Annotated in this window: 40 protein-coding genes; 1 reads left to right on the forward strand and 39 read right to left on the reverse strand. The window is 45.2% G+C overall.

The window, feature by feature from the left end:
* Positions 1-541: 541 nt before the first annotated feature.
* The 33 genes from A28LD_RS01090 to dusA form a co-directional block, all read right to left on the reverse strand.
* Positions 542-1,027 carry a YajQ family cyclic di-GMP-binding protein gene (locus A28LD_RS01090; RefSeq protein WP_007419206.1) on the reverse strand — a complete coding sequence of 162 codons (486 nt, stop codon included), beginning with the start codon at positions 1,025-1,027 and terminating at the stop codon, positions 542-544.
* Positions 1,028-1,202: 175 nt separating this feature from the next.
* On the reverse strand, positions 1,203-1,604 hold the full coding sequence (gene rplQ / locus A28LD_RS01095; RefSeq protein WP_007419207.1) for a 50S ribosomal protein L17: 402 nt from the start codon (positions 1,602-1,604) through the stop codon (positions 1,203-1,205).
* A 39-nt stretch (positions 1,605-1,643) separates the two neighbouring features.
* A complete protein-coding gene (locus A28LD_RS01100; protein ID WP_007419208.1) occupies positions 1,644-2,633 on the reverse strand; it encodes a DNA-directed RNA polymerase subunit alpha in 990 nt (329 codons plus the stop codon).
* A 25-nt stretch (positions 2,634-2,658) separates the two neighbouring features.
* Positions 2,659-3,279, reverse strand: a complete 621-nt coding sequence (gene rpsD, locus A28LD_RS01105; RefSeq protein WP_007419209.1) for a 30S ribosomal protein S4 — start codon at positions 3,277-3,279, stop codon at positions 2,659-2,661.
* A gap of 30 nt (positions 3,280-3,309) precedes the next feature.
* Complete coding sequence (rpsK, locus tag A28LD_RS01110) at positions 3,310-3,699, reverse strand: 30S ribosomal protein S11 (RefSeq protein WP_007419210.1); 390 nt, start codon at positions 3,697-3,699, stop codon at positions 3,310-3,312.
* A 12-nt stretch (positions 3,700-3,711) separates the two neighbouring features.
* Positions 3,712-4,068 carry a 30S ribosomal protein S13 gene (gene rpsM / locus A28LD_RS01115; protein WP_040486798.1) on the reverse strand — a complete coding sequence of 119 codons (357 nt, stop codon included), beginning with the start codon at positions 4,066-4,068 and terminating at the stop codon, positions 3,712-3,714.
* Positions 4,069-4,189: 121 nt separating this feature from the next.
* On the reverse strand, positions 4,190-4,303 hold the full coding sequence (gene rpmJ / locus A28LD_RS12115; RefSeq protein WP_072155090.1) for a 50S ribosomal protein L36: 114 nt from the start codon (positions 4,301-4,303) through the stop codon (positions 4,190-4,192).
* A gap of 24 nt (positions 4,304-4,327) precedes the next feature.
* The gene (gene secY / locus A28LD_RS01120; RefSeq protein ID WP_007419211.1) at positions 4,328-5,656 is read right to left on the reverse strand and encodes a preprotein translocase subunit SecY; all 1,329 of its coding nucleotides are present in this window, start codon (positions 5,654-5,656) and stop codon (positions 4,328-4,330) included.
* 7 nt (positions 5,657-5,663) lie between these two features.
* Entirely contained in the window at positions 5,664-6,098 is a 435-nt protein-coding gene (gene rplO / locus A28LD_RS01125) for a 50S ribosomal protein L15 (protein WP_007419212.1), read from the reverse strand.
* A gap of 3 nt (positions 6,099-6,101) precedes the next feature.
* Positions 6,102-6,284, reverse strand: coding sequence for a 50S ribosomal protein L30 (rpmD, locus tag A28LD_RS01130; RefSeq protein WP_007419213.1), 183 nt, complete (start codon positions 6,282-6,284; stop codon positions 6,102-6,104).
* Between the two features lie 6 nt (positions 6,285-6,290).
* Positions 6,291-6,791: a 30S ribosomal protein S5 gene (gene rpsE, locus A28LD_RS01135; RefSeq protein WP_007419214.1), complete on the reverse strand. Its 501-nt coding sequence runs from the start codon at positions 6,789-6,791 to the stop codon at positions 6,291-6,293.
* A 9-nt stretch (positions 6,792-6,800) separates the two neighbouring features.
* Positions 6,801-7,154: a 50S ribosomal protein L18 gene (rplR, locus tag A28LD_RS01140; protein ID WP_007419215.1), complete on the reverse strand. Its 354-nt coding sequence runs from the start codon at positions 7,152-7,154 to the stop codon at positions 6,801-6,803.
* Between the two features lie 9 nt (positions 7,155-7,163).
* The gene (gene rplF / locus A28LD_RS01145) at positions 7,164-7,697 is read right to left on the reverse strand and encodes a 50S ribosomal protein L6 (RefSeq protein ID WP_007419216.1); all 534 of its coding nucleotides are present in this window, start codon (positions 7,695-7,697) and stop codon (positions 7,164-7,166) included.
* Positions 7,698-7,710: 13 nt separating this feature from the next.
* Entirely contained in the window at positions 7,711-8,103 is a 393-nt protein-coding gene (gene rpsH, locus A28LD_RS01150; protein ID WP_007419217.1) for a 30S ribosomal protein S8, read from the reverse strand.
* Between the two features lie 26 nt (positions 8,104-8,129).
* Entirely contained in the window at positions 8,130-8,435 is a 306-nt protein-coding gene (gene rpsN / locus A28LD_RS01155) for a 30S ribosomal protein S14 (RefSeq protein ID WP_007419218.1), read from the reverse strand.
* 11 nt (positions 8,436-8,446) lie between these two features.
* A complete protein-coding gene (gene rplE, locus A28LD_RS01160) occupies positions 8,447-8,986 on the reverse strand; it encodes a 50S ribosomal protein L5 (RefSeq protein ID WP_007419219.1) in 540 nt (179 codons plus the stop codon).
* 19 nt (positions 8,987-9,005) lie between these two features.
* Positions 9,006-9,320 (reverse strand): 50S ribosomal protein L24, encoded by a 315-nt coding sequence (gene rplX / locus A28LD_RS01165; protein ID WP_007419220.1) that lies wholly within the window; start codon positions 9,318-9,320, stop codon positions 9,006-9,008.
* Between the two features lie 10 nt (positions 9,321-9,330).
* A complete protein-coding gene (rplN, locus tag A28LD_RS01170; RefSeq protein ID WP_007419221.1) occupies positions 9,331-9,699 on the reverse strand; it encodes a 50S ribosomal protein L14 in 369 nt (122 codons plus the stop codon).
* A 194-nt stretch (positions 9,700-9,893) separates the two neighbouring features.
* The gene (locus tag A28LD_RS01175) at positions 9,894-11,174 is read right to left on the reverse strand and encodes a hypothetical protein (RefSeq protein WP_007419222.1); all 1,281 of its coding nucleotides are present in this window, start codon (positions 11,172-11,174) and stop codon (positions 9,894-9,896) included.
* Between the two features lie 141 nt (positions 11,175-11,315).
* Positions 11,316-11,579, reverse strand: a complete 264-nt coding sequence (rpsQ, locus tag A28LD_RS01180) for a 30S ribosomal protein S17 (protein WP_007419223.1) — start codon at positions 11,577-11,579, stop codon at positions 11,316-11,318.
* On the reverse strand, positions 11,579-11,770 hold the full coding sequence (rpmC, locus tag A28LD_RS01185; RefSeq protein WP_007419224.1) for a 50S ribosomal protein L29: 192 nt from the start codon (positions 11,768-11,770) through the stop codon (positions 11,579-11,581). Before rpmC ends, rpsQ begins: the two co-directional genes overlap by 1 nt.
* Complete coding sequence (rplP, locus tag A28LD_RS01190) at positions 11,770-12,183, reverse strand: 50S ribosomal protein L16 (protein ID WP_007419225.1); 414 nt, start codon at positions 12,181-12,183, stop codon at positions 11,770-11,772. The genes rpmC and rplP overlap by 1 nt, the downstream gene beginning before the upstream one ends.
* Before the next feature lie 11 nt (positions 12,184-12,194).
* Positions 12,195-12,884 (reverse strand): 30S ribosomal protein S3, encoded by a 690-nt coding sequence (gene rpsC, locus A28LD_RS01195; RefSeq protein ID WP_007419226.1) that lies wholly within the window; start codon positions 12,882-12,884, stop codon positions 12,195-12,197.
* 10 nt (positions 12,885-12,894) lie between these two features.
* Positions 12,895-13,227 (reverse strand): 50S ribosomal protein L22, encoded by a 333-nt coding sequence (gene rplV, locus A28LD_RS01200; RefSeq protein WP_007419227.1) that lies wholly within the window; start codon positions 13,225-13,227, stop codon positions 12,895-12,897.
* Positions 13,228-13,239: 12 nt separating this feature from the next.
* Positions 13,240-13,518: a 30S ribosomal protein S19 gene (gene rpsS, locus A28LD_RS01205; protein ID WP_007419228.1), complete on the reverse strand. Its 279-nt coding sequence runs from the start codon at positions 13,516-13,518 to the stop codon at positions 13,240-13,242.
* An 18-nt stretch (positions 13,519-13,536) separates the two neighbouring features.
* Complete coding sequence (gene rplB / locus A28LD_RS01210; RefSeq protein ID WP_007419229.1) at positions 13,537-14,361, reverse strand: 50S ribosomal protein L2; 825 nt, start codon at positions 14,359-14,361, stop codon at positions 13,537-13,539.
* A gap of 17 nt (positions 14,362-14,378) precedes the next feature.
* Positions 14,379-14,681, reverse strand: a complete 303-nt coding sequence (rplW, locus tag A28LD_RS01215; RefSeq protein WP_007419230.1) for a 50S ribosomal protein L23 — start codon at positions 14,679-14,681, stop codon at positions 14,379-14,381.
* Positions 14,678-15,283, reverse strand: a complete 606-nt coding sequence (gene rplD / locus A28LD_RS01220) for a 50S ribosomal protein L4 (RefSeq protein ID WP_007419231.1) — start codon at positions 15,281-15,283, stop codon at positions 14,678-14,680. The genes rplW and rplD overlap by 4 nt, the downstream gene beginning before the upstream one ends.
* A gap of 18 nt (positions 15,284-15,301) precedes the next feature.
* Positions 15,302-15,940, reverse strand: a complete 639-nt coding sequence (rplC, locus tag A28LD_RS01225) for a 50S ribosomal protein L3 (RefSeq protein WP_007419232.1) — start codon at positions 15,938-15,940, stop codon at positions 15,302-15,304.
* A 35-nt stretch (positions 15,941-15,975) separates the two neighbouring features.
* A complete protein-coding gene (rpsJ, locus tag A28LD_RS01230; protein ID WP_007419233.1) occupies positions 15,976-16,287 on the reverse strand; it encodes a 30S ribosomal protein S10 in 312 nt (103 codons plus the stop codon).
* A 506-nt stretch (positions 16,288-16,793) separates the two neighbouring features.
* Positions 16,794-18,002 (reverse strand): dipeptidase, encoded by a 1,209-nt coding sequence (locus A28LD_RS01235; RefSeq protein WP_007419234.1) that lies wholly within the window; start codon positions 18,000-18,002, stop codon positions 16,794-16,796.
* 137 nt (positions 18,003-18,139) lie between these two features.
* On the reverse strand, positions 18,140-18,559 hold the full coding sequence (locus tag A28LD_RS01240; RefSeq protein ID WP_007419235.1) for a VOC family protein: 420 nt from the start codon (positions 18,557-18,559) through the stop codon (positions 18,140-18,142).
* Positions 18,560-18,624: 65 nt separating this feature from the next.
* On the reverse strand, positions 18,625-19,608 hold the full coding sequence (dusA, locus tag A28LD_RS01245; protein ID WP_007419236.1) for a tRNA dihydrouridine(20/20a) synthase DusA: 984 nt from the start codon (positions 19,606-19,608) through the stop codon (positions 18,625-18,627).
* Positions 19,609-19,800: 192 nt separating this feature from the next.
* Here dusA and zur point away from each other — a divergent pair, with 192 nt between their 5' ends.
* Complete coding sequence (gene zur / locus A28LD_RS01250; protein ID WP_007419237.1) at positions 19,801-20,250, forward strand: zinc uptake transcriptional repressor Zur; 450 nt, start codon at positions 19,801-19,803, stop codon at positions 20,248-20,250.
* A gap of 79 nt (positions 20,251-20,329) precedes the next feature.
* Here the strand turns inward: zur and alr are convergent, their stop codons facing one another.
* The 6 genes from alr to rpsF all read right to left on the reverse strand — a co-directional run bounded on the left by alr (position 20,330) and on the right by rpsF (position 24,369).
* On the reverse strand, positions 20,330-21,424 hold the full coding sequence (gene alr, locus A28LD_RS01255) for an alanine racemase (protein ID WP_007419238.1): 1,095 nt from the start codon (positions 21,422-21,424) through the stop codon (positions 20,330-20,332).
* A 32-nt stretch (positions 21,425-21,456) separates the two neighbouring features.
* The gene (gene dnaB / locus A28LD_RS01260; protein ID WP_007419239.1) at positions 21,457-22,854 is read right to left on the reverse strand and encodes a replicative DNA helicase; all 1,398 of its coding nucleotides are present in this window, start codon (positions 22,852-22,854) and stop codon (positions 21,457-21,459) included.
* Positions 22,855-22,961: 107 nt separating this feature from the next.
* Complete coding sequence (gene rplI / locus A28LD_RS01265) at positions 22,962-23,414, reverse strand: 50S ribosomal protein L9 (protein WP_007419240.1); 453 nt, start codon at positions 23,412-23,414, stop codon at positions 22,962-22,964.
* 14 nt (positions 23,415-23,428) lie between these two features.
* Positions 23,429-23,656 (reverse strand): 30S ribosomal protein S18, encoded by a 228-nt coding sequence (gene rpsR, locus A28LD_RS01270; RefSeq protein ID WP_007419241.1) that lies wholly within the window; start codon positions 23,654-23,656, stop codon positions 23,429-23,431.
* Positions 23,657-23,668: 12 nt separating this feature from the next.
* Entirely contained in the window at positions 23,669-23,998 is a 330-nt protein-coding gene (priB, locus tag A28LD_RS01275; RefSeq protein ID WP_007419242.1) for a primosomal replication protein N, read from the reverse strand.
* Positions 23,998-24,369 carry a 30S ribosomal protein S6 gene (gene rpsF, locus A28LD_RS01280; RefSeq protein ID WP_007419243.1) on the reverse strand — a complete coding sequence of 124 codons (372 nt, stop codon included), beginning with the start codon at positions 24,367-24,369 and terminating at the stop codon, positions 23,998-24,000. The genes priB and rpsF overlap by 1 nt, the downstream gene beginning before the upstream one ends.
* Positions 24,370-24,424 lie beyond the last annotated feature (55 nt).

Genomic DNA, 24,424 nt, shown 5'->3' on the forward strand with positions numbered 1-24,424 from the left:
TTATTACAAAACAAAGCTGCTCAACTTTATGAATTTCTGGTTACTTATATATAAGCAACTTGTCACTCGAAAGCTGAACCTTGTTATAAAAGTAAACTTTCATAACTGCCACCGAAGTGGCGTTTGGTTGATGCTTTTCTTGCGCAAGTGCCCACACAGATTACTTGGCTTGATATATTGTTAAAGAACGTTTGCTCGGCTCAGTGGAGCTCGTAGCAGGGAAGCGAATTTTACGCGACCCGGTGAAGAAGTCAAGCACCATTTGATCTTTTTCGATCTGCCTAATGGCCGGTGTTTATCTTGCTCTTCGCGTTGCAAGGTTTGCCTGTCAACGGAGGCGCATTATAGAGATCCCGTTCACTTGATCAAGATCTTTTTTCAATAAAGTGCGTGTTCGCACACTTTTTAATCTGATCGCTGTAAATTCATTCTAAAATAAGTATTTATTCTACGGTTCTTGCTCTAACCTTGTACCCATGAATCTAATAACTCACTACGAAAATACGTCACAGAAACGATATAAACTTCCGAATTCTAGGTTTTAATCCCTAAAGTTTTCGAATTGTAGCGGTAGTTCAATCTCAGATTTCTTTAATAACGCAATTGCTTCTTGTAAATCATCGCGCTTTTTACCAGTAACTCGAACCTTTTCACCTTGAATCGACGCTTGCACTTTAATTTTGCTTTCTTTTAAAAGCTTAATAATGTCTTTAGCCAAAGGTTGATCTATACCTTGTTTAAATGTGACTAAAAAACTAAATGTCTTTCCACTATGAATAGGTGTGTCCGAAACATCTGCACCGGCCATCGAAATCCCACGTTTTGTACATTGATTTCGTAAAATATCTAATAATTGGCGAGCCTGAAAGTCAGATTCGGATTTTAGCGTTACTGTTAGTTCTTTCAACTCGATGTCTGCTTCTACACCACGAAAATCAAATCGAGTTGTAAGTTCTCGGTTGGCATTGTCAACGGTATTACGCAATTCAACCTTGTCGATTTCCGATACTATGTCAAAACTTGGCATGATGTTTATCCTTTACTATATGGCTAACTCGAAACATAAGTGAAAGTGAGTATGTATTCGTAAGCTGCAGAATATTACCACAACAAAAAAACGTTGAGCACCGATTAAGAATTTCAAATTTCCAAATAAAAACGGGACCCTAAGGTCCCGTTTCTAAATATTGAAGGATTACCACTTATTCTTCAGTAGCAAATTCTTCAACTTTTTCTTCTGCATTTACAGGTCGATCAATCAACTCGATGTATGCCATTGGTGCGTTATCACCAGCGCGGAAACCACATTTAAGAATCCGGGTGTATCCACCTGGACGCTCTGAAAAACGTGGACCAAGCTCGTTAAATAGCTTACCAACGACTTCTTTATCACGAGTGCGTGCAAACGCTAAACGACGGTTTGCAACGCTATCCTCTTTAGCCAAAGTAATCAAAGGTTCGATTACCCGGCGCAGCTCTTTCGCTTTTGGTACAGTGGTTTTGATCACTTCGTGACGAACCAATGAACTAGCCATGTTACGGAACATAGCCTGACGATGGCTGCTGTTACGGTTAAGTTGACGACCACTCTTACGATGGCGCATACCAATACCCTTCTCAGTAAATCTTCTACTCAGGCGACCTTAGTCGTTATCCATCAAGCTTGCTGGAGGCCAGTTTTCTAGGCGCATACCCAGAGACAAGCCACGTGATGCGAGAACGTCTTTAATTTCGGTCAGTGATTTTTTACCGAGGTTAGGAGTTTTCAATAACTCAACCTCAGTACGCTGAACGAGATCGCCAATATACTGAATCGCTTCTGCTTTCAAACAGTTTGCAGAACGGACAGTCAGCTCAAGATCATCCACTGGACGAAGAAGAATCGGATCAAATTCCGGTTTTTCTTCTTTCTCTTCTGGTTCGCTTACATCACGTAATTCAACAAACGCTTCTAACTGTTCAGCTAGAATAGTTGCTGCGCGACGAATTGCTTCTTCTGGGTCGATAGTACCATTGGTTTCCATATCGATAACCAGTTTGTCCAAGTCAGTGCGCTGTTCTACACGCGCCGCATCAACTGTATAAGCAATGCGTTCAACTGGACTGAAAGAAGCGTCTACCAAAAGACGTCCAATCACACGATCTTCATCTTCGTTCTGCTGACGAACATTTGCAGGGACGTAACCACGACCACGTTCAACTTTAATGCGCATTGAAAAATCAATGTCACCAGTCAAAGTACAGATTAGGTGGTCTGGATTGCATATTTCAACATCACCATCGGTGGTGATATCTCCTGCAACTACCGGGCCTGCACCCGACTTACTTAAAGTTAATGTAGCTTCGTCTTTGCCGTTCAGTTTGACAGCCAGACCTTTCAAGTTGAGCAAGATTTCAATGATATCTTCCTGCACACCTTCTTTCGTGCTGTATTCATGCTGCACGCCATCAATTTCTGCTTCAGTTACGGCACAACCCGGCATTGAAGACAGAAGGATACGACGCAGTGCATTACCCAGCGTATGACCAAATCCACGCTCCAACGGCTCAAGTGTAACCTTGGTGCGATTGGTGCTGATTTGCTCGATATCAACGAGCCGCGGTTTCAGAAATTCGGTTACAGAACCCTGCATTGTGTCCTCTCTTTATGCTGAGGCCTTACTTAGAGTAAAGCTCTACGATCAACTGTTCGTTAATTTCTGCAGACAGATCAGTCCGTTCTGGGAGACGTTTAAAGGTGCCTTGTAATTCTTTGGCATCTACTTCTACCCATAATGGTTTTTCGCGCTGTTCTGCAAGCTCTAGTGCAGCACCAATACGTGCTTGCTTTTTAGCTTTTTCACGAATGCTGACCACGTCTTCAGGCTTAACCTGAAATGATGGGATGTTCACAACACGACCGTTTACAACAATCGCCTTATGACTTACCAACTGACGCGCCTCAGCACGAGTTGACGCAAAGCCCATCCGGTAAACTACGTTGTCAAGGCGAGCCTCAAGCAACTGCAATAAGTTTTCACCGGTGTTGCCTTTTAACCGCGCAGCTTCTTTGTAATAGTTGCGGAATTGCTTTTCAAGAATGCCGAATATACGGCGAACTTTTTGCTTTTCACGCAGCTGCAGACCGTAATCAGATAAACGACCGCGACGAGCGCCGTGTTGACCTGGTGCGTTCTCCAACTTACATTTTGAATCTATCGCCCGAACGCCACTCTTTAGAAAGAGGTCTGTTCCTTCGCGACGACTCAGTTTGAGTTTTGGACCCAAATATCTAGCCATGTTCTTTCTCCAACTATCGTTTCACGCCAATTAAACGCGACGTTTTTTAGGCGGACGACAACCGTTGTGAGGAATCGGTGTCACATCGGTAATGTTTGTGATTTTGTAACCGACCGCATTCAGAGCGCGAATCGAAGATTCACGACCTGGACCAGGTCCTTTCACGAACACTTCCAGATTTTTCAACCCATATTCCTTCGCCATTTCACCAGCTCGTTCTGCCGCTACCTGAGCTGCGAACGGAGTGGATTTACGTGAGCCACGAAAACCTGAACCACCTGCGGTGGCCCAAGACAATGCGTTGCCTTGGCGATCGGTGATTGTCACGATCGTGTTGTTGAAAGACGCATGAATGTGCGCCATCCCATCGGTCACTTGCTTTTTAACGCGTTTCCGAGCGCGAGTAGGTGTTTTAGCCATTAGCCTGTCTCCTTACTTCTTGATCGGTTTACGCGGACCTTTACGAGTACGCGCATTAGTTTTAGTGCGCTGTCCACGTAGAGGTAAGCTGCGACGATGGCGTAGTCCACGGTAACAACCGAGGTCCATCAAACGCTTAATGTTCATTGATACTTCACGACGCAAATCACCTTCTACAGTGTATTTGGCAACTTGCTCACGAATTACGTCGATTTGTTCCTCTGACAACGAGCTGAGCTTTGTATCTTCAGCGAGACCACAGGCAGCCAAAATCGCTTGAGAGCGAGTAAGGCCAACACCGTAGATCGATGTTAATGCAATAACAGCATGTTTATTGTCAGGGACGTTAATGCCAGCTATACGGGCCACTAACATATCTCCTATAGTTTAATGGGCACCAGTTGAAAAGCCCGTTAGGATACTCAACCGGTATACTATTTGCAAATAGCAAATACCACAGCCCGGGAACATCCCGGACTGCGAATCTTTCTTAACCCTGCCGCTGCTTATGCTTAGGGTCAGTACAAATCACCCGGACTACTCCGTGGCGTTTGATGACCTTGCAGTTGCGGCAGATCTTCTTAACGGAAGCACGTACTTTCATTGCTAATCTCCGTAACCAACGGCCTTATCGGCCGTAGCCTTTAAGGTTCGCCTTTTTAAGTACAGACTCATATTGATGAGACATCAAGTGGGTCTGTACCTGAGCCATGAAATCCATGATCACGATGACGATAATCAATAACGATGTACCGCCGAAGTAGAACTGAACGTTCCAAGCGATCATCATGAATTCAGGAACCAAACAGATAAATGTTATATACAGAGCACCAGCTAAAGTCAGCCGTGTCATTACCTTGTCAATGTAGCGAGAGGTTTGTTCACCTGGACGAATACCAGGAATGAACGCACCAGACTTCTTCAAGTTATCTGCTGTATCGCGAGGATTAAAAACCAACGCGGTATAGAAGAAACAGAAAAAGATAATCGCTGTTGCATATAGCATAACATATAAAGGTTGCCCTGGTGAAAGGGTCAACGCTACGTTTTGCAATACTTCTGCAACACCGCCTTCACCTTGTCCAAACCAAGTAGCAATTGTACCTGGGAACAAAATGATACTCGACGCAAATATAGGTGGAATTACACCTGCCATATTAACTTTCAATGGCAAATGCGAACTCTGTGCAGCAAATACCTTACGCCCTTGTTGGCGTTTGGCATAGTTTACCACAATCCTACGTTGTCCGCGCTCTACAAATACAACAAAATAAGTAACAGCAAAAACAATGACCGCGATTAACAACAGAAGCAGCATTGGCAAGTTGCCCTGACGTGCTTGTTCTGCTGTTTGACCGACCGCTGAAGGCAAGCCTGCAACAATCCCGGCGAAGATGATTATTGAAATACCATTACCGATTCCACGTTCAGTGATTTGTTCACCTAGCCACATGAGGAACATTGTCCCCGTAACCAAACTCACAACTGCAGTGAAATAGAATGCAAACCCTGGGTTTTCTACCAAACCTGGTATCAGGTTAGGTAGGCCCGTTGCAATACCAATGGATTGCATGGTTGCCAGCACTAGGGTACCCCAACGCGTATATTGACTTATCTTGCGTCGCCCTGCTTCACCTTCTTTCTTAAGCTCTGCTAACTTTGGATGAACCACAGATAACAGCTGCATAATAATCGATGAGGTAATATAAGGCATAATACCTAACGCAAGAATCGAAGCTCGCTCCAAAGCACCACCACTAAACATGTTAAACATGGAAACAATGGTGCCCTGTTGCTGTTCGAACAACTGAGCCAATACGCTTGCATCTATCCCAGGAATCGGCACAAAAGACGCGGCACGAAACACAATGATCGCACCGAGAACGAAAAGCAAACGAGCCTTAAGTTCTGAGAGTCCGCCTTTCGCACTGTTTTTTTCCAATCCTGGTCTAGCCATGGGTCAATTATCCTTCGACTTTGCCGCCAGCGGCTTCGAGTAACTCGAGCGCGCCTTTAGTAACTTTAATGCCCTGTACAGTAATGGCACGATTGATCTCGCCAGATTTGATCACTTTCACGAACAAAATGTTCTTCTTGATCAAACCTGCTTCTTTCAACGTGTCTACAGTCGCGGTGTCACCAGCTAATTTAGCTAGTTCACTCAACGTAACTTCTGCTGTTTGCATAGCTTTACGCGAAGTAAAACCAAACTTAGGCAGACGACGTTGAAGTGGCATTTGACCACCTTCGAAACCAGGTCTGACGCTTCCGCCTGAACGAGATTTCTGACCTTTATGACCACGACCACCTGTTTTGCCTAGACCAGAACCAATACCACGTCCGCGACGCTTCTTGTCTGTCTTTGCACCAGGAGCAGGAGAGAGAGAATTCAAAAACATGTCTTACTCCTCTACCTTAACCATGTAGTTAACCCGGTTAACCATACCGCGAACTGAAGGAGTATCTTCCAGTTCAACTGTGTGGTTAATCCGGCGCAGACCCAAACCTACTAATGTTGCACGGTGCTTTGGTAAGCGGCCAATTGCACTTTTGGTTTGAGTTACTTTAATTGTCTTTTTAGCCATTGTTCACTACCCCGCAATTTCAGCAACAGATAGACCGCGCTTAGCTGCAATTTGCTCTGGTGAGTTCATAGACTCAAGAGCTTTAATTGTTGCACGAACTACGTTGATTGGGTTGGTTGAACCGTAAGCTTTTGACAGAACGTTATGAACGCCAGCTACTTCCAATACTGCACGCATCGCACCACCGGCGATGATACCAGTACCTTCAGAGGCAGGTTTCATAAATACGTTCGAGCCAGAGTGACGACCTTTAACAGGGTGTTGCAACGTGCCATGAGTTAACTCTACAGTTACCATATTGCGACGTGCTTTTTCCATCGCTTTCTGGATAGCAGCAGGCACTTCACGTGCTTTACCGTAACCAAAACCGATTTTACCTTGGCCATCACCTACCACAGTTAGCGCCGTGAAGCTAAAGATACGACCACCTTTAACAACTTTAGAGACGCGGTTTACTGTGATGAGCTTTTCCATCATTTCACCGTTTTGAGCTTCATGATTTGCCATTTTCGTCTCCTAGAACTGCAGTCCTGCTTCACGAGCAGCATCTGCCAGTGCAGCAACACGACCATGGTATTTGAAGCCGCTACGATCGAAAGAAACGGTTTCAACACCTTTTTCTTTACCACGTTCAGCAATCAATTTACCGACGAATTTAGCGGCTTCCACGTTACCCGTGTTTTTCACCTGCTCACGAATCGAACTTTCAGCTGTAGAAGCTGTAGCTAGCACTTGCGCGCCGCCAGTTGCGATCAGTTGAGCATAGATGTGCCGCGGGGTACGGTGGACCACCAGACGGGTTCCACCCAACTCTTCAATTTTCTTACGTGCGCGAGTAGCACGACGTAAGCGAGCTGCTTTCTTGTCCATCGTATTACCCTATTTTTTCTTGGCTTCTTTACGGCGCACTTGCTCGTCGCTGTAACGTACACCTTTACCTTTATAAGGTTCTGGTTTCCGATACGCACGAATATTAGCAGCAACCTGACCTACTAGTTGCTTATCAGCGCCCTTCACTACAACCTCAGTTTGAGTTGGAGTTTCAACAGAAATACCTGCTGGAACATCGAACACTACTGGGTGTGAGAAGCCTAGGCTTAGATTCAGTTTGCTACCTTGAGCTTGTGCACGGTAACCAACACCAACGAGTGTTAGTTTACGTACGAAACCTTCGGTAACCCCGACTACCATGTTATTTAACAGGGCACGTGCGGTACCAGCTTGTGCAAGAGCATTAGCTATACCTTCACGAGGAACTGTGCGCAATTCTTGATCTGCAGAAGTAATCTCTACAGCATCGTTGAAAGTGCGTACTAAAGTTCCTTGAGTACCCTTAATTGTTACTTCCTGGCCGTTTAATGCAACATCAACGCCGGCAGGGATTGCAACTGGTGCCTTAGCAACGCGTGACATATCCTACCCTCCGTTACGCTACGTACCCGATGATTTCGCCACCAAGGCCAGCACTACGTGCAGCTCGGTCGGTCATCAGGCCTTTCGACGTGGAAACAACTGCGATTCCGAGTCCGCCCATTACTTTAGGCAGTTCGTTACGCTTCTTATAAATCCGCAGACCTGGACGGCTCACGCGTTGAATAGATTCGATGACAGGTTTGCCTTCGAAATATTTCAAGGTGATTTCCAGCTCTGGTTTAACGCCAGATTCTGTTTTAAACCCGCTGATGTAACCTTCGTCTTGCAGAACTTTAGCTATCGCTTGTTTCTGCTTAGAACCCGGCATTACCACAGCAACTTTATTCGCAGACTGAGCGTTGCGAATGCGAGTAAACATATCCGCAATTGGATCTTGCATGCTCATTTTTGCTTTCTCCCGTGATTGGTGGCTTACCAGCTAGCTTTTTTCAAGCCAGGAATTTCACCGCGCATAGCTTTTTCACGAACCTTAATACGGCTCATGCCAAACTTACGCAGCACACCATGTGGACGACCAGTCACTCGGCAGCGGTTACGCTGACGTGAACGACTGGAATCACGAGGAAGCTTCTGCAATTCCAGAACTGCTTCCCAGCGCTGTTCATCACTGGACGCTGGATTGCTAATAGTAGCTTTAAGTGCGCGGCGTTTCTCAGCGAATTTAGCAGCAAGCTGCTGACGCTTGAGTTCGCGCATTTTCATAGAAACTTTTGCCATAACTCTACACCTTACTTTTTAAACGGGAAGTTAAAGGCAGACAACAGCGCGCGAGCTTCATCATCGCTCTTTGCACTGGTAGTGATCGTGATATCCAAGCCACGTACCCGATCAACTTTGTCATAGTCAATTTCTGGGAAAATGATTTGTTCACGAACGCCCATGCTGTAGTTCCCACGACCGTCAAAAGACTTCGGGTTTAAACCACGAAAGTCGCGAATCCGAGGAATCGCAATAGAGATCAGTCTCTGCAGGAAGTCCCACATGTGCTCACCGCGTAAAGTTACTTTGCAACCAATCGGGAAGCCTTCACGGATCTTGAAGCCTGCAACAGATTTTCGAGCATTAGTGCGGATAACTTTTTGACCAGAAATTGCTTCCAAGTCAGCTACCGCATTGTCGAGAATCTTTTTGTCAGTTAACGCTTCACCAACACCCATATTGAGTGTGATTTTTTCAATCCGAGGGACTTGCATGACACTGGTGTAGCTGAACTGTTTCATCAGTTCAGGAACTACAGTCTCTTTGTAAAAATCATGCAGTTTCGCCATCGTATTCTCCAAATTTCAATTAGATGATTTCATTATTTGATTTAAAGACACGTACTTTCTTGCCTTCTTCAAACTTGAAACCAACTCGATCTGCTGTGCCAGTCGCAGAGTTGAAGATTGCTACGTTAGAAACATGAATAGAGGCTTCTTTTTCAATAATGCCACCTGGTTCATTCAGAGACGGATTAGGCTTCTGATGTTTCTTAATTACGTTAACGCCTTCTACAACTACACGATTATTGTCAGTCAGGACAGAGAGCACTTTACCGCGCTTACCTTTGTCTTTACCTGCTAACACAACCACTTCGTCATCACGTCTGATTTTTGCCGCCATTGTGGACTCCTTATAGTACTTCTGGCGCCAGTGAAATAATCTTCATAAATTGCTCACCGCGCAATTCACGAGTCACTGGTCCAAAGATACGGGTGCCAATTGGCTGTGAGTTGTTGTTCAAAATCACAGCTGCATTGCGGTCAAAACGGATAACAGAGCCGTCTTGCCGACGGACGCCTTTCCGGGTGCGAACGACCACCGCATTGTAAACATCGCCTTTCTTCACCTTGCCGCGAGGAATTGCTTCCTTCACTGACACTTTGATGATGTCACCGATGTTTGCGTAACGGCGGTGCGAACCACCTAGAACCTTAATACATTGTACGCTGCGTGCGCCGGAGTTGTCGGCCACGTCCAGCATAGTTTGCATCTGGATCATCTCAGTGCTCCGCTTGAGTTAGTAAACCAGACTCTCCCGAGTCCAAATAACTTCTTTCGAATATAAGAAAGAAGACCCCATATTAAAAGGGCGCGAAATTGTAACAGATAGATTTGGTAAATGATAGGGGAATTTAGATTAAATAGAGGGTGTAGGCTGCTTAGAGAAAAGGCTTAAGCAGCCTACTGGCTTCTTTAAAAATAATAACCAAAGTTTATATTAAAACGGGTGTTAGTACTACCCCCGTCAGCGCCAGTTGACCCGCCCACGAATGGTTGATTCTGTGCTGTCACTAAATCAACATAGGTGTACATCCCTCCGGCAGTTACCGCCATTCCGAGTACGTTCATTACGGTATCATCGTTTAGGCTGCGCTTATTCGTCATAACGCTCAGGTTATTATAGAACGTTAGGTTGCTGATTGGCCCAATTTCTACAGGCATACTATACGCAATATTGGCAGTATAGAGATCTGCCTTCGACGGCATGGTATCGAAATAAGCATAAGCGCCAACTACTACACCAGCATTTTCGATATCGAAGTCATAATCGTAAGTGCTGTACTGAGCCTGAAATTGCCAAGGGCCAGTATTATATAATGCGTGGATACCGATGTTCTTTCGTTCTCCAACGTTACTTATCCCGTCATTAAATTTACCAAACTGGCCGGAAAAACCAACTTCTACGAGACGATCGTTGCCTAAATCCCATTTATGAGCGATACGCGTCATGAGAGTGTTGTTTTCACCCGCAAGCGCCGTAGGGTCATCATAAATACCTTCCCCAGGTAAACGAATTCCTACCACATCGTAATTATAACGATCTGCGGAACTCCGCACTGAGCCAGTAGCACCTCCTAGCTCGTCGTTCATAATAAATGCGAAATCGAAATCCCAAGTATCCGTTCGTTTTAAAAAGCGTAGCCCAGCGCCCGGATTATCTTCTAGCCCTACGTAAAAATTTGTACTGAAAAAATAACTTTGCGAGTTGTATGGCATTATTCCGAATGGTTGGATAACGATACCAACCTGCCCTTGCCACTCATCTGTGAAGTTGTAACCAAAATACGCATGGCGCAGCGCATCCATGTATTCAAACCACCGATACTGGGCAGAAAGAATTACATCGCCCATCTTGCCATTGAAATCCAAGCGGAAAATATCAAAATCTAAATCGCCACCACGGTTGCGTTGTTCACTATCGTAATCAGTTACCACATATTGAAATCTAACTGCACCACCAAGTGTTATACCATCTTCGCTGGCTTCGTCCGTATCAATGTCAGCCTCAGCCTCTGATATTTCATTTAACGCTTGGTTTTCTCGTTTAACAACTCTGATTTCCTCTTCCAGAGCTGCAATTCTCTCCTCTAACGACTTATCCTGATTTTCACCTTCTTGGGCATATGCCAAACCAATGTTGGACAAACCTAGAATGGCGATTGAAAGTACGCTCAGTGATTGTTTTAAATGCATAAATACTCCTGTAAGAAAAGAAATCGTGAAGATTCATATATATAACTATAGTAACACATCGGCTATTGAGCAAAAACCATGAAAAATCGGAAAAAAAAACGGCCCCTAAGGGCCGTTTTTTATGACGTTTCCGCCTACGGATTAAATTTCTGAGCTACGTTCAAGAACCTCAACCAAAGCCCATGATTTAGTTTTAGATACCGGACGAGTTTCCCGGATAGATACTAAATCACCTTCTTTGCTTGTGTTTTCTTCATCGTGAGCATGAACTTTAGTAGTCCGCTTGATGTACTTACCGTATAACGGATGCTTAACCTTACGTTCGATAGCAACAACAATAGATTTATCCATTTTGTCGCTAACTACGCGGCCTTGCAAAGTACGGATAGTATTTGCTTCACTCATTACGCATCTGCCTTCTCATTAAGCACTGTTTTCACACGTGCGATATCTTTGCGCACTTGTCTCAACAGGTGAGTCTGATTCATTTGGCCTGTAGCTGATTGCATGCGCAAATTAAATTGCTCACGCAACAAGCCCAACAACTCCTGATTCAGCTCTTCAACGCTTTTTGCTTTCAGTTCGCTTGCTTTCATCACATCACCGTCCGAATAACAAAGGTTGTTTTGAATGGCAGTTTGGCAGCCGCTAATTTGAATGCCTCCCGTGCCAGCTCTTCTGATACACCATCAATCTCGTATAAAACGCGACCTGGCTGAACCAGAGCAACCCAGTACTCAACGTTACCCTTACCTTTACCCATCCGCACTTCTAGAGGCTTCTTAGTAATTGGCTTATCAGGGAAAACGCGAATCCAGATTTTACCTTGACGTTTAACATGACGTGTCATCGCACGACGGGCAGCTTCGATCTGACGCGCGGTCATACGACCACGTTCAGTAGCCTTAAGGCCATAAGTACCGAAGCTAACTTTGTTACCCGATTGCGCTAGACCGCGGTTACGGCCTGTATGTACCTTACGAAATTTCGTACGCTTAGGTTGTAACATGGTGCTTCTCCTTACTTACGACCTTTGCCGCGCTTGTTAGCCGCCGGCTTTTCTTCAGCTACAACTGGCATACCGCCCAGTACTTCACCTTTGAAAACCCAAACCTTCACGCCAATGATACCGTAAGTAGTTGCTGCTTCTGCAGTAGCATAATCGATATCGGCACGTAATGTGTGCAATGGCACACGGCCTTCACGATACCACTCGGTACGTGCGATTTCTGCACCACCAAGACGGCCGCTAACTTCTACTTTGATACCTTTGGCACCTAGGCGCATTGCGTTTTGTACTGCGCGCTTCATAGCACGACGGAACATTACACGACGCTCCAGCTGACCTGCGATGTTTTCAGCAACTAGCTGAGCATCAAGCTCAGGCTTACGCACTTCAGAAATGTTAATCTGAGCAGGAACACCTGTCAGCTTAGCTATTTCTTGACGCAGCTTCTCAACATCTTCGCCTTTCTTACCGATCACCACGCCTGGACGAGCTGTGTGAATCGTCACACGCACACTTTTGGCTGGTCGCTCGATAACGATACGTGATACTGACGCACCTTTCAGTTTCTCTTTAAGGAACAAACGTACCTTGTGATCACTGTGTAGGTTGTCAGCGAAATCCTTGGACTCCGCGAACCAGGTAGCATTATATGGCTTGGTGATACCTAGGCGAATACCATTAGGATGTACTTTCTGACCCATAACTTATCTCCTAGCTATCCGAAACAACCACGGTAATGTGGCTGGTGCGCTTCAAGATACGATCCGCACGGCCTTTGGCCCGCGGCTTGATTCGCTTCATCGTTGGACCTTCGTCGATCATGATAGCTGAAACTTTCAACTCATCAATATCGGCACCTTCGTTGTGCTCTGCATTTGCAATTGCTGACTCAAGAACTTTCTTGATCAGCGTAGCAGCTTTCTTCGGGCTATAAGCCAGAGTTTCAAGCGCTTTTGCAACAGACTCGCCACGAATCTGGTCAGCAACCAGACGACCTTTCTGTGGAGAAAGGCGGGCAAATTTATGTTTAGCAATAGCTTCCATTGTATTCACCTCTTACCGTTTTTTCGTTTTCTTATCAGCAGCATGGCCGCGATAAGTGCGAGTTGGAGCGAATTCGCCAAGCTTGTGTCCGATCATTTCTTCTGAAACGAATACTGGAACATGCTGACGACCGTTATGAACAGCGATGGTCAAACCAATCATATCTGGAATGATCATTGAACGACGGGACCAAGTCTTAATTGGTTTCTTTTCCCCGCTTTCCATCGCTTTCTCCACCTTCTTGAGTAGGTGAAGGTCAATAAATGGACCTTTTTTAAGAGAACGTGGCATTTTAAAACCCCTTGCCTATTACTTAGTGCGACGACGCACGATGTACTTGCTAGTACGCTTATTCTTACGAGTTTTGTAACCTTTCGTAGGAACACCCCATGGAGTAACCGGATGACGGCCTCCTGAAGTCCGGCCTTCACCACCACCATGTGGGTGATCAACCGGGTTCATTGCAACACCACGAACTGTTGGACGAACACCACGCCACCGAGTAGCACCGGCTTTACCGAGCTGCTTAAGCATGTGTTCAGCGTTACCAACTTCGCCGATGGTTGCGCGACATTCTGCAAGTATCTTACGTACTTCACCTGAGCGAAGACGAACAGTTACGTACATGCCATCACGCGCTAGAAGCTGAACAGAAGCACCTGCTGAACGAGCCAGCTGAGCGCCTTTACCAGGCTTCATTTCGATTGCATGAATCACAGAACCTACTGGAATGTTGCGTAATGGTAATGTGTTACCTGGTTTAATCGGAGCATCAGAACCTGAAGCTACTTTATCACCAGCAGTTAGGCCTTTAGGGGCCAAGATGTAACGACGTTCACCATCTGCATACAAAACTAAAGCAATATTGGCAGACCGGTTAGGATCGTATTCAATACGCTCTACAGTTGCTGGAATACCGTCTTTGGTGCGTTTGAAATCAACCAAACGATAGTGATGCTTATGACCACCACCAATGTGACGAACGGTAATCCGGCCATTATTGTTACGGCCACCATTCTTGCTGTTTTTTTCCAGCAAAGGGGCATAAGGCTTGCCTTTGTACAGGTCTTGGCCAACGACTTTTACGACGTGACGACGACCCGGGGACGTAGGCTTACATTTAACAACAGCCATCTTGATAATCCTCCTGTTTACTCAGCGCCGCCGACGAAATCGATGTCAGCACCTTCACCCAAGGACACGTAAGCTTTTTTCCAATCGCTCCGTTTACCTGTGCGCGCACCGAAACGCTTAGTTTTACCCTTCACGTTAAGAGTACGTACGCCGGTTACTTCGACTTCGAACAGTTTTTCAACTGCAGCTTTAATTTCTGATTTAGTTGCGTCTGTAGCTACTTTGAAAACCACTGTGTTTTGGTTTTCAGCTGCCATAGTTGCTTTCTCAGAAACGTGAGGTGCCAGAATTACTTTCAGCAAACGTTCTTCGCGCATCATAATAATGTCTCCTCAAGCTGCTTAACTGCGTCCGCAGTGAACAGAACTTTATCAAACGCGATCAAACTGACCGGATCGATACCCTGTACATCACGAACATCAACTTTATGCAGGTTGCGTGAAGCTAGAAACAAATTCTCATCAAGATCTTTAGTGATGATAAGAACGTCGTTCAACTCCATGTCTTTCAACTTAGCAACCAACTGCTTGGTTTTTGGCGAATCAATACCGAAACTTTCAACCACGATCAAACGATCTTGGCGAACTAGTTCAGAAAGGATGCTCTTAAGCGCTCCACGGTACATCTTCTTGTTAACTTTTTGTGCATGGTCCTGTGGCTTCGCTGCGAAAGTTACACCACCAGAACGCCAGATTGGGCTACGAATCGTACCCGCACGAGCACGGCCAGTACCCTTCTGGCGCCATGGCTTTTTGCCACCACCAGAAACTTCTGAACGTGTTTTCTGCGCTTTACTACCTTGACGTGCGCCTGCTGCATAGGCAACTACTACCTGATGCACCAAAGCTTCATTGTATTCACGTCCAAAGGTAGCTTCGGAAACTTCAAGAGCGCCTTTCGCGTCTTTTAATGCTAATTCCATCACTAATCTCCTCAGACGTTACGCTTTGACCGCAGGCTTAACGATTACGTTGCCACCGGAAGCTCCAGGGACAGCACCTTTAACCAGAATCAAGTTGCGCTCAGCGTCAACACGGACGACTTCCAGGGACTGAACAGTAATCTGTTTGTTACCCATTTGGCCGGCCATTTTCTTGCCTTTAAATACTTTACCAGGTGACTGGTTTTGACCGATAGAACCTGGAGCACGATGCGACAAAGAGTTACCATGCGTCGCGTCTTGCATGCTGAAATTCCAGCGTTTTACGGTACCAGCGAAACCTTTACCTTTTGACGTGCCAGTGACGTCAACGAGTTTTGTGTCCGCGAAGATATCTACAGTCAGCTCAGATCCAACCCCAAATTCAGCGCCTTCATTTTCATTCAGACGGAATTCCCATACACCGCGACCGGCTTCTACGCCAGCTTTAGCGAAGTGACCAGCCATAGGCTTGGTTACACGGTTGGTTTTCTTGCTGCCAGTAGTCACTTGAAGTGCTTGGTAACCATCTGTGTCTAAAGTTTTCACTTGAGTAACACGGTTTGCCAACACTTCGATCACAGTCACAGGAACTGAAGCGCCATCTTCTTGAAAGATGCGAGTCATTCCTACTTTCCGACCGACTAGACCAATAGCCATTGTTAAAACCTCTTATCTAGAATCTTGTTTCTCACTTAGCCCAGGCTGATTTGTACGTCAACACCAGCAGCCAAGTCCAAACGCATCAAAGCATCAACAGTTTTTTCTGTTGGCTCGATAATATCGATAAGACGCTTGTGGGTGCGGATCTCGTACTGATCACGGGCGTCTTTGTTCACGTGCGGAGAAATAAGCACGGTGAAACGTTCTTTGCGCGTAGGTAGTGGAATTGGACCACGAACCTGTGCACCGGTACGTTTCGCTGTATCTACGATTTCCGCTGTAGACTGATCGATCAATCGGTGATCGAAAGCTTTTAAGCGAATTCGAATTCTTTGACCAGACATAAATCAAAGCCTCATATAAAGAGCATTTAAAAAAGAGCATAAAAAAACTCGCCTCTTGAACAACCCTTGGGTTGAAAGAGGAAGTGATTTTAACCACCATTCGGCCCCCAATCGGGACCGCTGTTGAAGTGCCTTAAACTATCTACTTAGTTCCTAAAACAAACTAAGCTTCCCGCTTAAGATACTTAATCGCACTAACTACGTACTGCGCCCAAAAAGACGTGTGCAAGATTATACGGATTTATTAGGGAGAGTCAACTAGAACGAGCGATAAGTAATAACTACACTCGTTGTTTTTAGTACTAGTACAGATTGAACAGAAGTTCGATATAGATATTAAAAAGTGTATCAGCACCCAAACAAAACGCCTTTGTAGATTCTTTAGTTTAAAAACATTAACTTAAAGGATGCTCTACAAAAGCGTTTATACAATTGTTATGGTTTAACTACTGTTATGGTTTAACTACTGTTATGGTTTAACTACTGTTATCGCTAACTAATTAAATTTAATTGGCCTGCGCTGCAAATGCCTCCGCTGCACGCCATACGCGAATAGTATTGCCAAAAAGAATTTTATCGATATCTTCTTCTGAATAGTTTCGGTCGAGCAAGCCTTGAATCAAGTTCGGAAAGGTTCGAACATCTTTCAAGCCAACGGGTAAAGTATCGCCTACACCATCGTAATCAGAACCAATACCCACGTGATTTATTCCTACCAAGTCAACGATATGGTCGATGTGGTCAAGAACATCTTTCAACGTGGCAAATGGATATGGGTTTTCTTCACGTATTTTTGCAATTTCAGCTTGAGCTCGTGTTGTACCCTCACCTAAACGCTCGTTAATTTCACGCACTAAACGCTGAATACGAGCCCGATGCTGATTAGCACGCGTGGTTACGAAAGTTGAGCCGAATGTCACTTGAATCACGCCATCATTTTCGGCTAAAGCCTTAATCATGTCGTCGTTCATATTCCGCTGCCAACCTGGCGTAAATTTACGCGCCGAAGAATGGGTGGCTATTACTGGAACCTCGGTAATTTCTAAAACATCATAGAATGCTTTATCAGAGATATGTGATACATCCACCATCATGCCTACACGGTTCATCTCTACAACTAATTCTTTACCGAAAGGGCTTAAGCCACCCCAGGTGCCGCGAATATCATACGAGGAATCGGAAATATGGTTATCTTCCGAATGCGCTAACGTGATGTAGCGCACACCGCGCTCGAAGAAGTGATGCAAATTATCTATTTCACCTTCGATAGGCGCGCCGTTCTCCATACCCATCGCCAACGACATCAAACCCGCTTCTTTGTGCGCGAATAGATCATCTGCTGAATGCGGAATAGCAAACTTTTCCGGAGCCCGATAAACCAAAGCCTCCATGAAATCGATTAGGTGGTTAGCAAGCGTATAAGCACCGTTATCTTCGTAGCTAGAAGGAATATAAATAGCCATAAAAGGCGCATTCAAGCCACCCGAGACAGCACGTTCGTAATCGAAATCGCCGCGTTCGGTTGCTTTACTTACATCTTCCCAATCATTAATTAAGCGGTAAGGCACATCAATATGTGTATCGATAATCATCGATTCTTGAGCTATACGAATAGCCCGATCGCTTGCAGTTATTTCTGTAGCTTGAGCGCTTAAGCCCAAACTGAACATGGCTAACGTTAAAGCCGTAAACGAAAAACGTGTTACTTTTTTCATGATACCTAATCCGTATGTAATTATTGTTCGAGTATTCAATCGACAATAGCAAAGAAGCATTTATGGTGCTAGTTAGTTACTGCGGCTTCAGCTGATTTGCCATACTGTTGGCCGAAAGCGCCCTGTTACTTAAAGAATCACCAACTACCTGTGTTCTCCATTGATGCCCATGGCTCACTTGGCTTTAGAGCATCACCTTTTTGCAGCAGCTCGATTGAAATACCATCTGGTGAACGAACAAATGCCATATAGCCATCACGAGGAGGCCTATTGATAGTAACGCCCATATCCTGCAAGTGAGCACAAGCCTGATAAATATCATCCACTCGAAAGGCTAAATGACCAAAATTTCTGCCGCCAGCGTAGGTTTCAGGATCCCAATTATAGGTAAGCTCAAGTTCGGCTTCTGGGCTTTCCGGCGCAGCCAGAAACACCAGAGTGAATCTGCCTTGGGGCACCTCTTTTCGGCGAACTTCTTTTAAGCCTAAACCATCGCAGTAAAAGCGTAACGAATCATCTAAATCATTTACACGAACCATAGTATGTAGATATTTCATTACCAAGCCTTCCTTTTAAGATGCCGCTATTCATATACTTACAGCGAATAAATTAATTAATAACTCTATACAAGCTGTTCTCGTTCAGCTGCCCGTACCTTTTCCGAATCAATAATGCCCTTCGCAATTAAAAGCGGTGAACAATCATTCGCTCGTGGGCCAAGCTCACTTAGCGTTCTACGCCACTGCCGTGCGCCTGGGCAATTCTGATATAAACCCAGCATGTGTCGAGCTACATGCCAAAAGCGGCCACCCGCTTCTATATGCTGTTCAATGTAGGCGATCATTTGCTGGATAACCTGCTCTTTCACCGGCGCAGTTTCAGCCGCGCCAAACAAGGTATCAACTTCCGCTAAGAGCCACGGGTTAGAGTATGCAGCTCTACCGAGCATTACACCATCTACTAACTGCAAGTGTTCTTGCGCTTCCGCTAAAGAATTCACGCCACCATTTAAGTGCACCTGAAGAGCAGGATAATCACGCTTAACCTGATAAACACGTTCATAGTTTAATGGTGGTACTTCGCGGTTCTCTTTTGGGCTCAAACCGTTAAGCCAAGCTTTGCGAGCATGCAAAATAACCCGTGGGCAATCAATAGCAATCAATGGTTCTATTAACGCTTGAAGGAATTCGTAGCTATCAAAGTCATCAATACCTAAACGTGTTTTTACCGTAACTGGAATATTTGGCGCTGCATCTTGCATAGCTTTGATACAATCAGCCACTAATAGCGGCTCGGCCATTAAACATGCACCAAAACTACCATTTTGCACTCTATCTGAAGGGCAACCAACATTCAGATTTACCTCATCATAACCCCGTTCTGCAGCCAGTTTGGCACACGCGGCCAGATCGCTTGGGTTACTACCACCGAGTTGCAATGCCACTGGATGTTCAGCTTCGTTGTACGCCAAAAAATCTTGTTTGCCATGAATAATGGCGCCGGTTGTAACCATTTCGGTATACAGCAACGCTTGTTGAGATATTTGCCGATGAAAAAATCGACAATGCCGATCGGTCCAATCCAGCATTGGGGCAACAGATATCATGGTGTACTCCTAAAATTTGAGCTTGCATTTTACGTTAATTAAGGGAAAAACTACAGCGAGCCGATATCAAAAAGCGAGTTACGCTTCCCTGTTTGAAAAAGAAAACGTATGCTCTACTTATAAGTAGTTTTTAACCCTGAAATATTTTCCGGTTTCAATGAAACTATCGGGGTGTAATTGATAGGTAACACAATGCATAAACAAGCAACGGAACAATTACTGAAACGAGCAGAAATAATGTGTCAACGGCGTGGTGTTCGAATGACACCAACGCGTCGTGAAGTGTTCGCAATACTTACCGAGCAAGAGGGTGCCGTTGGTGCCTATGATCTGCTCGATCTTTTGAAGGCCGAGGTGCCAAACGCGAAGCCCCCTACGATTTATCGAGCGCTCGAATTTTTACAAAGCCAAGGCTTCGTGCATAAGGTTTCTTCATCGAACAGCTACGTTTTGTGCTCGCATTTTGAGAAACAGCATCCGGTACAAATGCTAATTTGCACCCATTGTGGCAATGTTCAAGAAATTCACTCTTCCGGCGTGCATCAAGCATTTGTTGAGCAGGCAGAAAACCAAGGGTTTACAGTACAACAACAAACGGTTGAGGCACTTGGTATTTGTAGCAACTGCCAACATAGCCAGTAGTTCGAGCAACAACGCAAAAAAACAAAGGCTCAGTATAGGTTTTCTATACTGAGCCTTTTACGTTCTTAAACTCTGCACATTAATCGAGGTAATCGAGCTGCACCCTGCGAGCCACGTTACATAACAACTCGTATGGAATAGTACCAACCGCTGCAGCTACTTTTTCAACCGGCAGCTCTCTACCCCAAAGCTGGGCTGTATCGCCTAACTCAACGTTCAGCTGCGCTCCTAAATCAACCGTAATCATATCCATAGCCACTCGCCCTACTAATGGGTAGCAGCGCCCGCCAATCCAAACTGGCGTACCCTGTGGTGCATGCCGTGGATAACCATCACCATACCCAATAGCCACAATACCGATATAAGTATCTTCAGCCGGCGCCCAAGCTGCACCATAACCTACCGGCTCTCCGGCTTTAATTTTGCGCACCGATATCATGCTCGCCTGCAAATTCATAACCGCTTGCAGCGCATAATCGCTGCCTACAGTGCCGGCGAATGGGCTCACACCATACAATGATAATCCAGGCCGCACCCAATCATATTCGCTGCCAATACCAGCAAACAGAGCGGCACTGTTCGCCATCGAGGTTACTGAATCTTGATAAGGGTGAACCAACTCGGCGAACTTATTAAGCTGCTTAACATTTTGTGCGTGCTCGGGTTCATCAGCGCAAGCAAGGTGAGTCATTAAAATCGGTGGGCCATTCACCTGCGGCATATTTGCTAACTGTTGGTAGCAAGCACTTACTTGCGAAGGCTCAATACCAAGGCGATGCATACCAGTATCTATTTTCAGCCACACACGCATTGGGTCTGAAACATGCTCCGCAGCAGCAAGCTGTTCTAATTGATGCAAATTGTGAATCACAGGTTGAATGTTACTTGCAGCTAAAATAGGAATTTGTTCCGCTGCAAAAAAGCCTTCGAGTAAAACAATCGGCCGAGTGATGCCAAAATTACGAAGCTGCAAGGCTTCATCTACCCGAGCCACGCCAATTGCATCAATATCGGCAAGTGCTTGAGCAATGCGCGTAAGGCCGTGGCCATAAGCATTGGCTTTTAAAATGCCAAGAATACGGCGATTGCCCGCCAGTTTACGAATAACTTGCGTATTGTGTTGTAATGCTTGCAGATCTATTGCTGCCCAAGCCGGACGCATCGCATTAGCCATTTATGTCTACCACAGCGTTTCCGCCTAGAGCTTTAATAATCATCATCTAATTGCTCACCAGTATAATTATCAAAACGTGAGTACTGGCCATGAAACATAAGTTTCAGGCGGCCAATTGGCCCGTTCCGTTGTTTACCGATAATGATTTCACCGAGGCCCTGGTCGTTCGAATCAGGGTGATAAACTTCATCGCGATAAATAAACATAATCAAATCGGCATCCTGCTCAATTGAACCTGATTCACGTAAATCTGAATTCACTGGCCGTTTATCAGAGCGTTGCTCTAGTGAGCGGTTTAACTGTGAGAGAGCAACAACAGGAACTTTTAATTCTTTTGCGAGCGCTTTTAGTGAACGGGAAATTTCCGCAATTTCTAATGTTCTATTTTCCGATAAGCCAGGCACCGTCATTAACTGTAAATAATCCACCATAATCATGCTAATACCATCGTGCTCCCGCGCAATGCGCCGGGCTCTTGAACGCACTTCAGTAGGCGTTAACCCTGAGCTATCATCAACAAATAATTTAGCCCGTTCTTTTAGCACGATCATGGTTGAGGTAATACGATCCCAATCTTTATCATCAAGCTGGCCTGTTCGTACTTTGGTTTGATCTACCCGGCTTAGTGAAGCGAGCATCCGCATCATAATTTGCTCGGCAGGCATCTCGAGGCTGAATACCACAACCGGCTTTTCTTCATGCATCATGGCATGCTCAACCAAATTCATAGCGAAGGTGGTTTTACCCATTGAAGGCCGTGCGGCTACTATAATCAAATCTGAAGGCTGTAAACCGGCTGTTTTTTTATCTAAATCGTGAAACCCGGTAGATACGCCAGTAACACCACTGAAATTCGCTTGTTTACTTAGATACTCGATGCGATCGAGTGTTTTATCTAATATACCAATTAAACCTTGCGGGCCTTCATCGCTGCTACTGCGCTTTTCAGCAATTTGGAATACATGTTGCTCAGCAAAATCTAGCAGCTCTTTGCTATCTCGGCCTTGCGGATCAAAACCTGCTTCTGCGATTTTATTGGCAACGCCAATCATTTCCCGCACCAATGCGCGTTCACGAACGATATCGGCATAAGCTAATATATTCGCAGAGCTAGGAGTGTTTTTCTGAATTTCTAATAGGTAAGCTGCGCCGCCAGAACGTTCAAGCTCGTCATTTTGCTCTAAGCGCTCTGAGAGCGTTACAAAATCAACCGGCTTCCCTTCTTCACTTAAGCGAGCCATGGCACCAAAAATAAAGCGATGAGAAAGCAAATAGAAATCGTCTTGAATTACGCGCTCAGAAACATTATCCCACGCTTGGTTATCAAGCATTAAGCCGCCCAAAACTGATTGTTCCGCTTCAATAGAATGCGGGGGTGTTTTTAGCGCATCGAGCTTTGCATCAGATGATTTTTTATTATTAGTTGCCACAGTATTCCATCAGCATTATTGGTAATAAGAATCTTTGATGATACACAGACCATAAAAAAAAAGCAGCACCTAAGGTGCTGCTTTTCATTTAAAGAGATTGTAATCCCTTACTCGCCAGCTTCTACCTTCAAGGTAATAGCTGCAAGTACGTCTGCATGTAATTGCAGTTCGATTTCAAATTCGCCAACTTCACGAATAGTGCCATGTGGCATTAAAATCTCGCTCTTTTGAACAGCAGCGCCAGCAGCAGTAACTGCATCAGCGATATCGCGAGTACCAATTGAACCGAACAATTTACCTTCATCACCTGCTTTAGAGGTAATAACGATAGCGTCCAGTGCATTGATAGCTTCTGCACGTTCTTCAGCAGCTTTCAGATCTGACGCTAATTTAGCTTCAAGTTCTGCACGGCGCTGTTCGAACATTTCGATATTTACTTTGTTCGCTGGAACGGCTTTGCCTTTAGGGAACAAGAAGTTCCGAGCATAGCCAGATTTCACGTTTACCTGGTCGCCCAGGCTGCCCAAATTTGCAACTTTATCTAGTAAGATAATATTCATCGTTCAAGTCTCCTTTACTTGTGGCCATCAGTGTATGGCAGCAAGCTCAGGTAACGGGCACGCTTAATTGCGCGAGCCAGCTGACGCTGATACTTTGCTGAAGTACCGGTAATACGGCTTGGAACAATCTTACCAGTTTCAGTAATATAATTTTTCAGCGTAGCGATATCTTTGTAATCGATCTCTTTTACGCCTTCTGCCTTAAAGCGGCAGAACTTACGACGACGGAAAAAACGAGCCATGGTGTTCTCCTGTTAAACCTGTTTTATGTTCTGAGCGTGAAGTACTAAGCGTGGAATTCCATTTGCGTTTTCATGACGCTGAATAAAACCCGATACTTCAATTTCACTACCCAGAGAAAGTTTCGTTGACCAAGATTCTGCCCAATCACCGCTAACCACTACCTGAATTCTTACATAACACTGCCGTGTTAAATCTGCTTCTTGCTGCAAAGAACGATGTTCTAACGCTAGAAGGAGATGAGAAATGCCGGCTGGGCTGCGTTTCATTCGTGGCGGCTTAACTATGCTACCGCGAATAATTAACTGGTTAATGGCAGAGCCTTGAGCTGTTGTAGCCGACATCACTCAGCAGATTCGGTCTCTTCAGCTCGCGAATCACGACGTTCTTCACGCTCTTTTGGCTTACCAAAAGGTGAAGGTTCGCTGATCGCTTCGTCTTTACGCATAACCAGGCTGCGTAGAACCGCATCGTTGTAGCGGAAAGTAGTTTCTAACTCATCAATCACTTCTGTTGTAGCTTCTACGTTCAAAAGAACATAGTGAGCTTTATGCAGCTTGTTGATTGGATAAGCTAGTTGGCGACGGCCCCAATCTTCTACACGGTTAATAGTGCCACCGTTAGAAGTAATAGTTTCGCTGTAACGCTCAACCATACCTGGAACCTGTTCACTCTGGTCCGGATGAACCATAAATACGATTTCATAATGACGCATAATTGCTCCTTATGGATTAAAGCCTAAGTTCAGCTCAGCCCGGCTGACATGTAAG

Origin of the sequence: Idiomarina sp. A28L, from assembly GCF_000218785.1 — a bacterium.
Lineage (GTDB): Bacteria > Pseudomonadota > Gammaproteobacteria > Enterobacterales > Alteromonadaceae > Aliidiomarina.

Excerpts from the sequence above, each read along its gene's own strand:
- rpsN (WP_007419218.1), bottom strand. The coding sequence starts at position 8,435 with ATGGCAAAAGTTTCTATGAAAATGCGCGAACTCAAGCGTCAGCAGCTT.
- rplF (WP_007419216.1), bottom strand. The coding sequence starts at position 7,697 with ATGTCACGCGTTGCTAAGGCACCAGTTGCAATCCCTGCCGGCGTTGAT.
- rplV (WP_007419227.1), bottom strand. The coding sequence starts at position 13,227 with ATGGAAGCTATTGCTAAACATAAATTTGCCCGCCTTTCTCCACAGAAA.
- rpsH (WP_007419217.1), bottom strand. The coding sequence starts at position 8,103 with ATGAGCATGCAAGATCCAATTGCGGATATGTTTACTCGCATTCGCAAC.
- rpsD (WP_007419209.1), bottom strand. The coding sequence starts at position 3,279 with ATGGCTAGATATTTGGGTCCAAAACTCAAACTGAGTCGTCGCGAAGGA.
- A28LD_RS01090 (WP_007419206.1), bottom strand. The coding sequence starts at position 1,027 with ATGCCAAGTTTTGACATAGTATCGGAAATCGACAAGGTTGAATTGCGT.
- rplQ (WP_007419207.1), bottom strand. The coding sequence starts at position 1,604 with ATGCGCCATCGTAAGAGTGGTCGTCAACTTAACCGTAACAGCAGCCAT.
- rpsS (WP_007419228.1), bottom strand. The coding sequence starts at position 13,518 with ATGCCACGTTCTCTTAAAAAAGGTCCATTTATTGACCTTCACCTACTC.
- rpmC (WP_007419224.1), bottom strand. The coding sequence starts at position 11,770 with ATGAAAGCAAGCGAACTGAAAGCAAAAAGCGTTGAAGAGCTGAATCAG.
- secY (WP_007419211.1), bottom strand. The coding sequence starts at position 5,656 with ATGGCTAGACCAGGATTGGAAAAAAACAGTGCGAAAGGCGGACTCTCA.
- A28LD_RS01240 (WP_007419235.1), bottom strand. The coding sequence starts at position 18,559 with ATGAAATATCTACATACTATGGTTCGTGTAAATGATTTAGATGATTCG.
- rplR (WP_007419215.1), bottom strand. The coding sequence starts at position 7,154 with ATGGACAAGAAAGCAGCTCGCTTACGTCGTGCTACTCGCGCACGTAAG.
- alr (WP_007419238.1), bottom strand. The coding sequence starts at position 21,424 with ATGGCTAATGCGATGCGTCCGGCTTGGGCAGCAATAGATCTGCAAGCA.
- rpmJ (WP_072155090.1), bottom strand. The coding sequence starts at position 4,303 with ATGAAAGTACGTGCTTCCGTTAAGAAGATCTGCCGCAACTGCAAGGTC.
- rpsJ (WP_007419233.1), bottom strand. The coding sequence starts at position 16,287 with ATGTCTGGTCAAAGAATTCGAATTCGCTTAAAAGCTTTCGATCACCGA.
- rplO (WP_007419212.1), bottom strand. The coding sequence starts at position 6,098 with ATGTTTTTGAATTCTCTCTCTCCTGCTCCTGGTGCAAAGACAGACAAG.
- rplC (WP_007419232.1), bottom strand. The coding sequence starts at position 15,940 with ATGGCTATTGGTCTAGTCGGTCGGAAAGTAGGAATGACTCGCATCTTT.
- rplW (WP_007419230.1), bottom strand. The coding sequence starts at position 14,681 with ATGATGCGCGAAGAACGTTTGCTGAAAGTAATTCTGGCACCTCACGTT.
- A28LD_RS01175 (WP_007419222.1), bottom strand. The coding sequence starts at position 11,174 with ATGCATTTAAAACAATCACTGAGCGTACTTTCAATCGCCATTCTAGGT.
- rpsR (WP_007419241.1), bottom strand. The coding sequence starts at position 23,656 with ATGGCTCGTTTTTTCCGTCGTCGTAAGTTCTGCCGCTTTAAGGCAGAA.
- A28LD_RS01100 (WP_007419208.1), bottom strand. The coding sequence starts at position 2,633 with ATGCAGGGTTCTGTAACCGAATTTCTGAAACCGCGGCTCGTTGATATC.
- rplE (WP_007419219.1), bottom strand. The coding sequence starts at position 8,986 with ATGGCGAAACTGCATGATTTTTACAAAGAGACTGTAGTTCCTGAACTG.
- dusA (WP_007419236.1), bottom strand. The coding sequence starts at position 19,608 with ATGATATCTGTTGCCCCAATGCTGGATTGGACCGATCGGCATTGTCGA.
- rpsE (WP_007419214.1), bottom strand. The coding sequence starts at position 6,791 with ATGGCAAATCATGAAGCTCAAAACGGTGAAATGATGGAAAAGCTCATC.
- priB (WP_007419242.1), bottom strand. The coding sequence starts at position 23,998 with ATGTCGGCTACAACAGCTCAAGGCTCTGCCATTAACCAGTTAATTATT.
- zur (WP_007419237.1), top strand. The coding sequence starts at position 19,801 with ATGCATAAACAAGCAACGGAACAATTACTGAAACGAGCAGAAATAATG.
- rpmD (WP_007419213.1), bottom strand. The coding sequence starts at position 6,284 with ATGGCTAAAAAGACAATTAAAGTAACTCAAACCAAAAGTGCAATTGGC.
- rplB (WP_007419229.1), bottom strand. The coding sequence starts at position 14,361 with ATGGCTGTTGTTAAATGTAAGCCTACGTCCCCGGGTCGTCGTCACGTC.
- rplI (WP_007419240.1), bottom strand. The coding sequence starts at position 23,414 with ATGAATATTATCTTACTAGATAAAGTTGCAAATTTGGGCAGCCTGGGC.
- rplX (WP_007419220.1), bottom strand. The coding sequence starts at position 9,320 with ATGGCGGCAAAAATCAGACGTGATGACGAAGTGGTTGTGTTAGCAGGT.
- rpsC (WP_007419226.1), bottom strand. The coding sequence starts at position 12,884 with ATGGGTCAGAAAGTACATCCTAATGGTATTCGCCTAGGTATCACCAAG.
- rplP (WP_007419225.1), bottom strand. The coding sequence starts at position 12,183 with ATGTTACAACCTAAGCGTACGAAATTTCGTAAGGTACATACAGGCCGT.
- rplN (WP_007419221.1), bottom strand. The coding sequence starts at position 9,699 with ATGATCCAGATGCAAACTATGCTGGACGTGGCCGACAACTCCGGCGCA.
- rpsQ (WP_007419223.1), bottom strand. The coding sequence starts at position 11,579 with ATGAGTGAAGCAAATACTATCCGTACTTTGCAAGGCCGCGTAGTTAGC.
- A28LD_RS01235 (WP_007419234.1), bottom strand. The coding sequence starts at position 18,002 with ATGAAAAAAGTAACACGTTTTTCGTTTACGGCTTTAACGTTAGCCATG.
- rpsK (WP_007419210.1), bottom strand. The coding sequence starts at position 3,699 with ATGGCTAAAACACCTACTCGCGCTCGGAAACGCGTTAAAAAGCAAGTG.
- rpsF (WP_007419243.1), bottom strand. The coding sequence starts at position 24,369 with ATGCGTCATTATGAAATCGTATTTATGGTTCATCCGGACCAGAGTGAA.
- rplD (WP_007419231.1), bottom strand. The coding sequence starts at position 15,283 with ATGGAATTAGCATTAAAAGACGCGAAAGGCGCTCTTGAAGTTTCCGAA.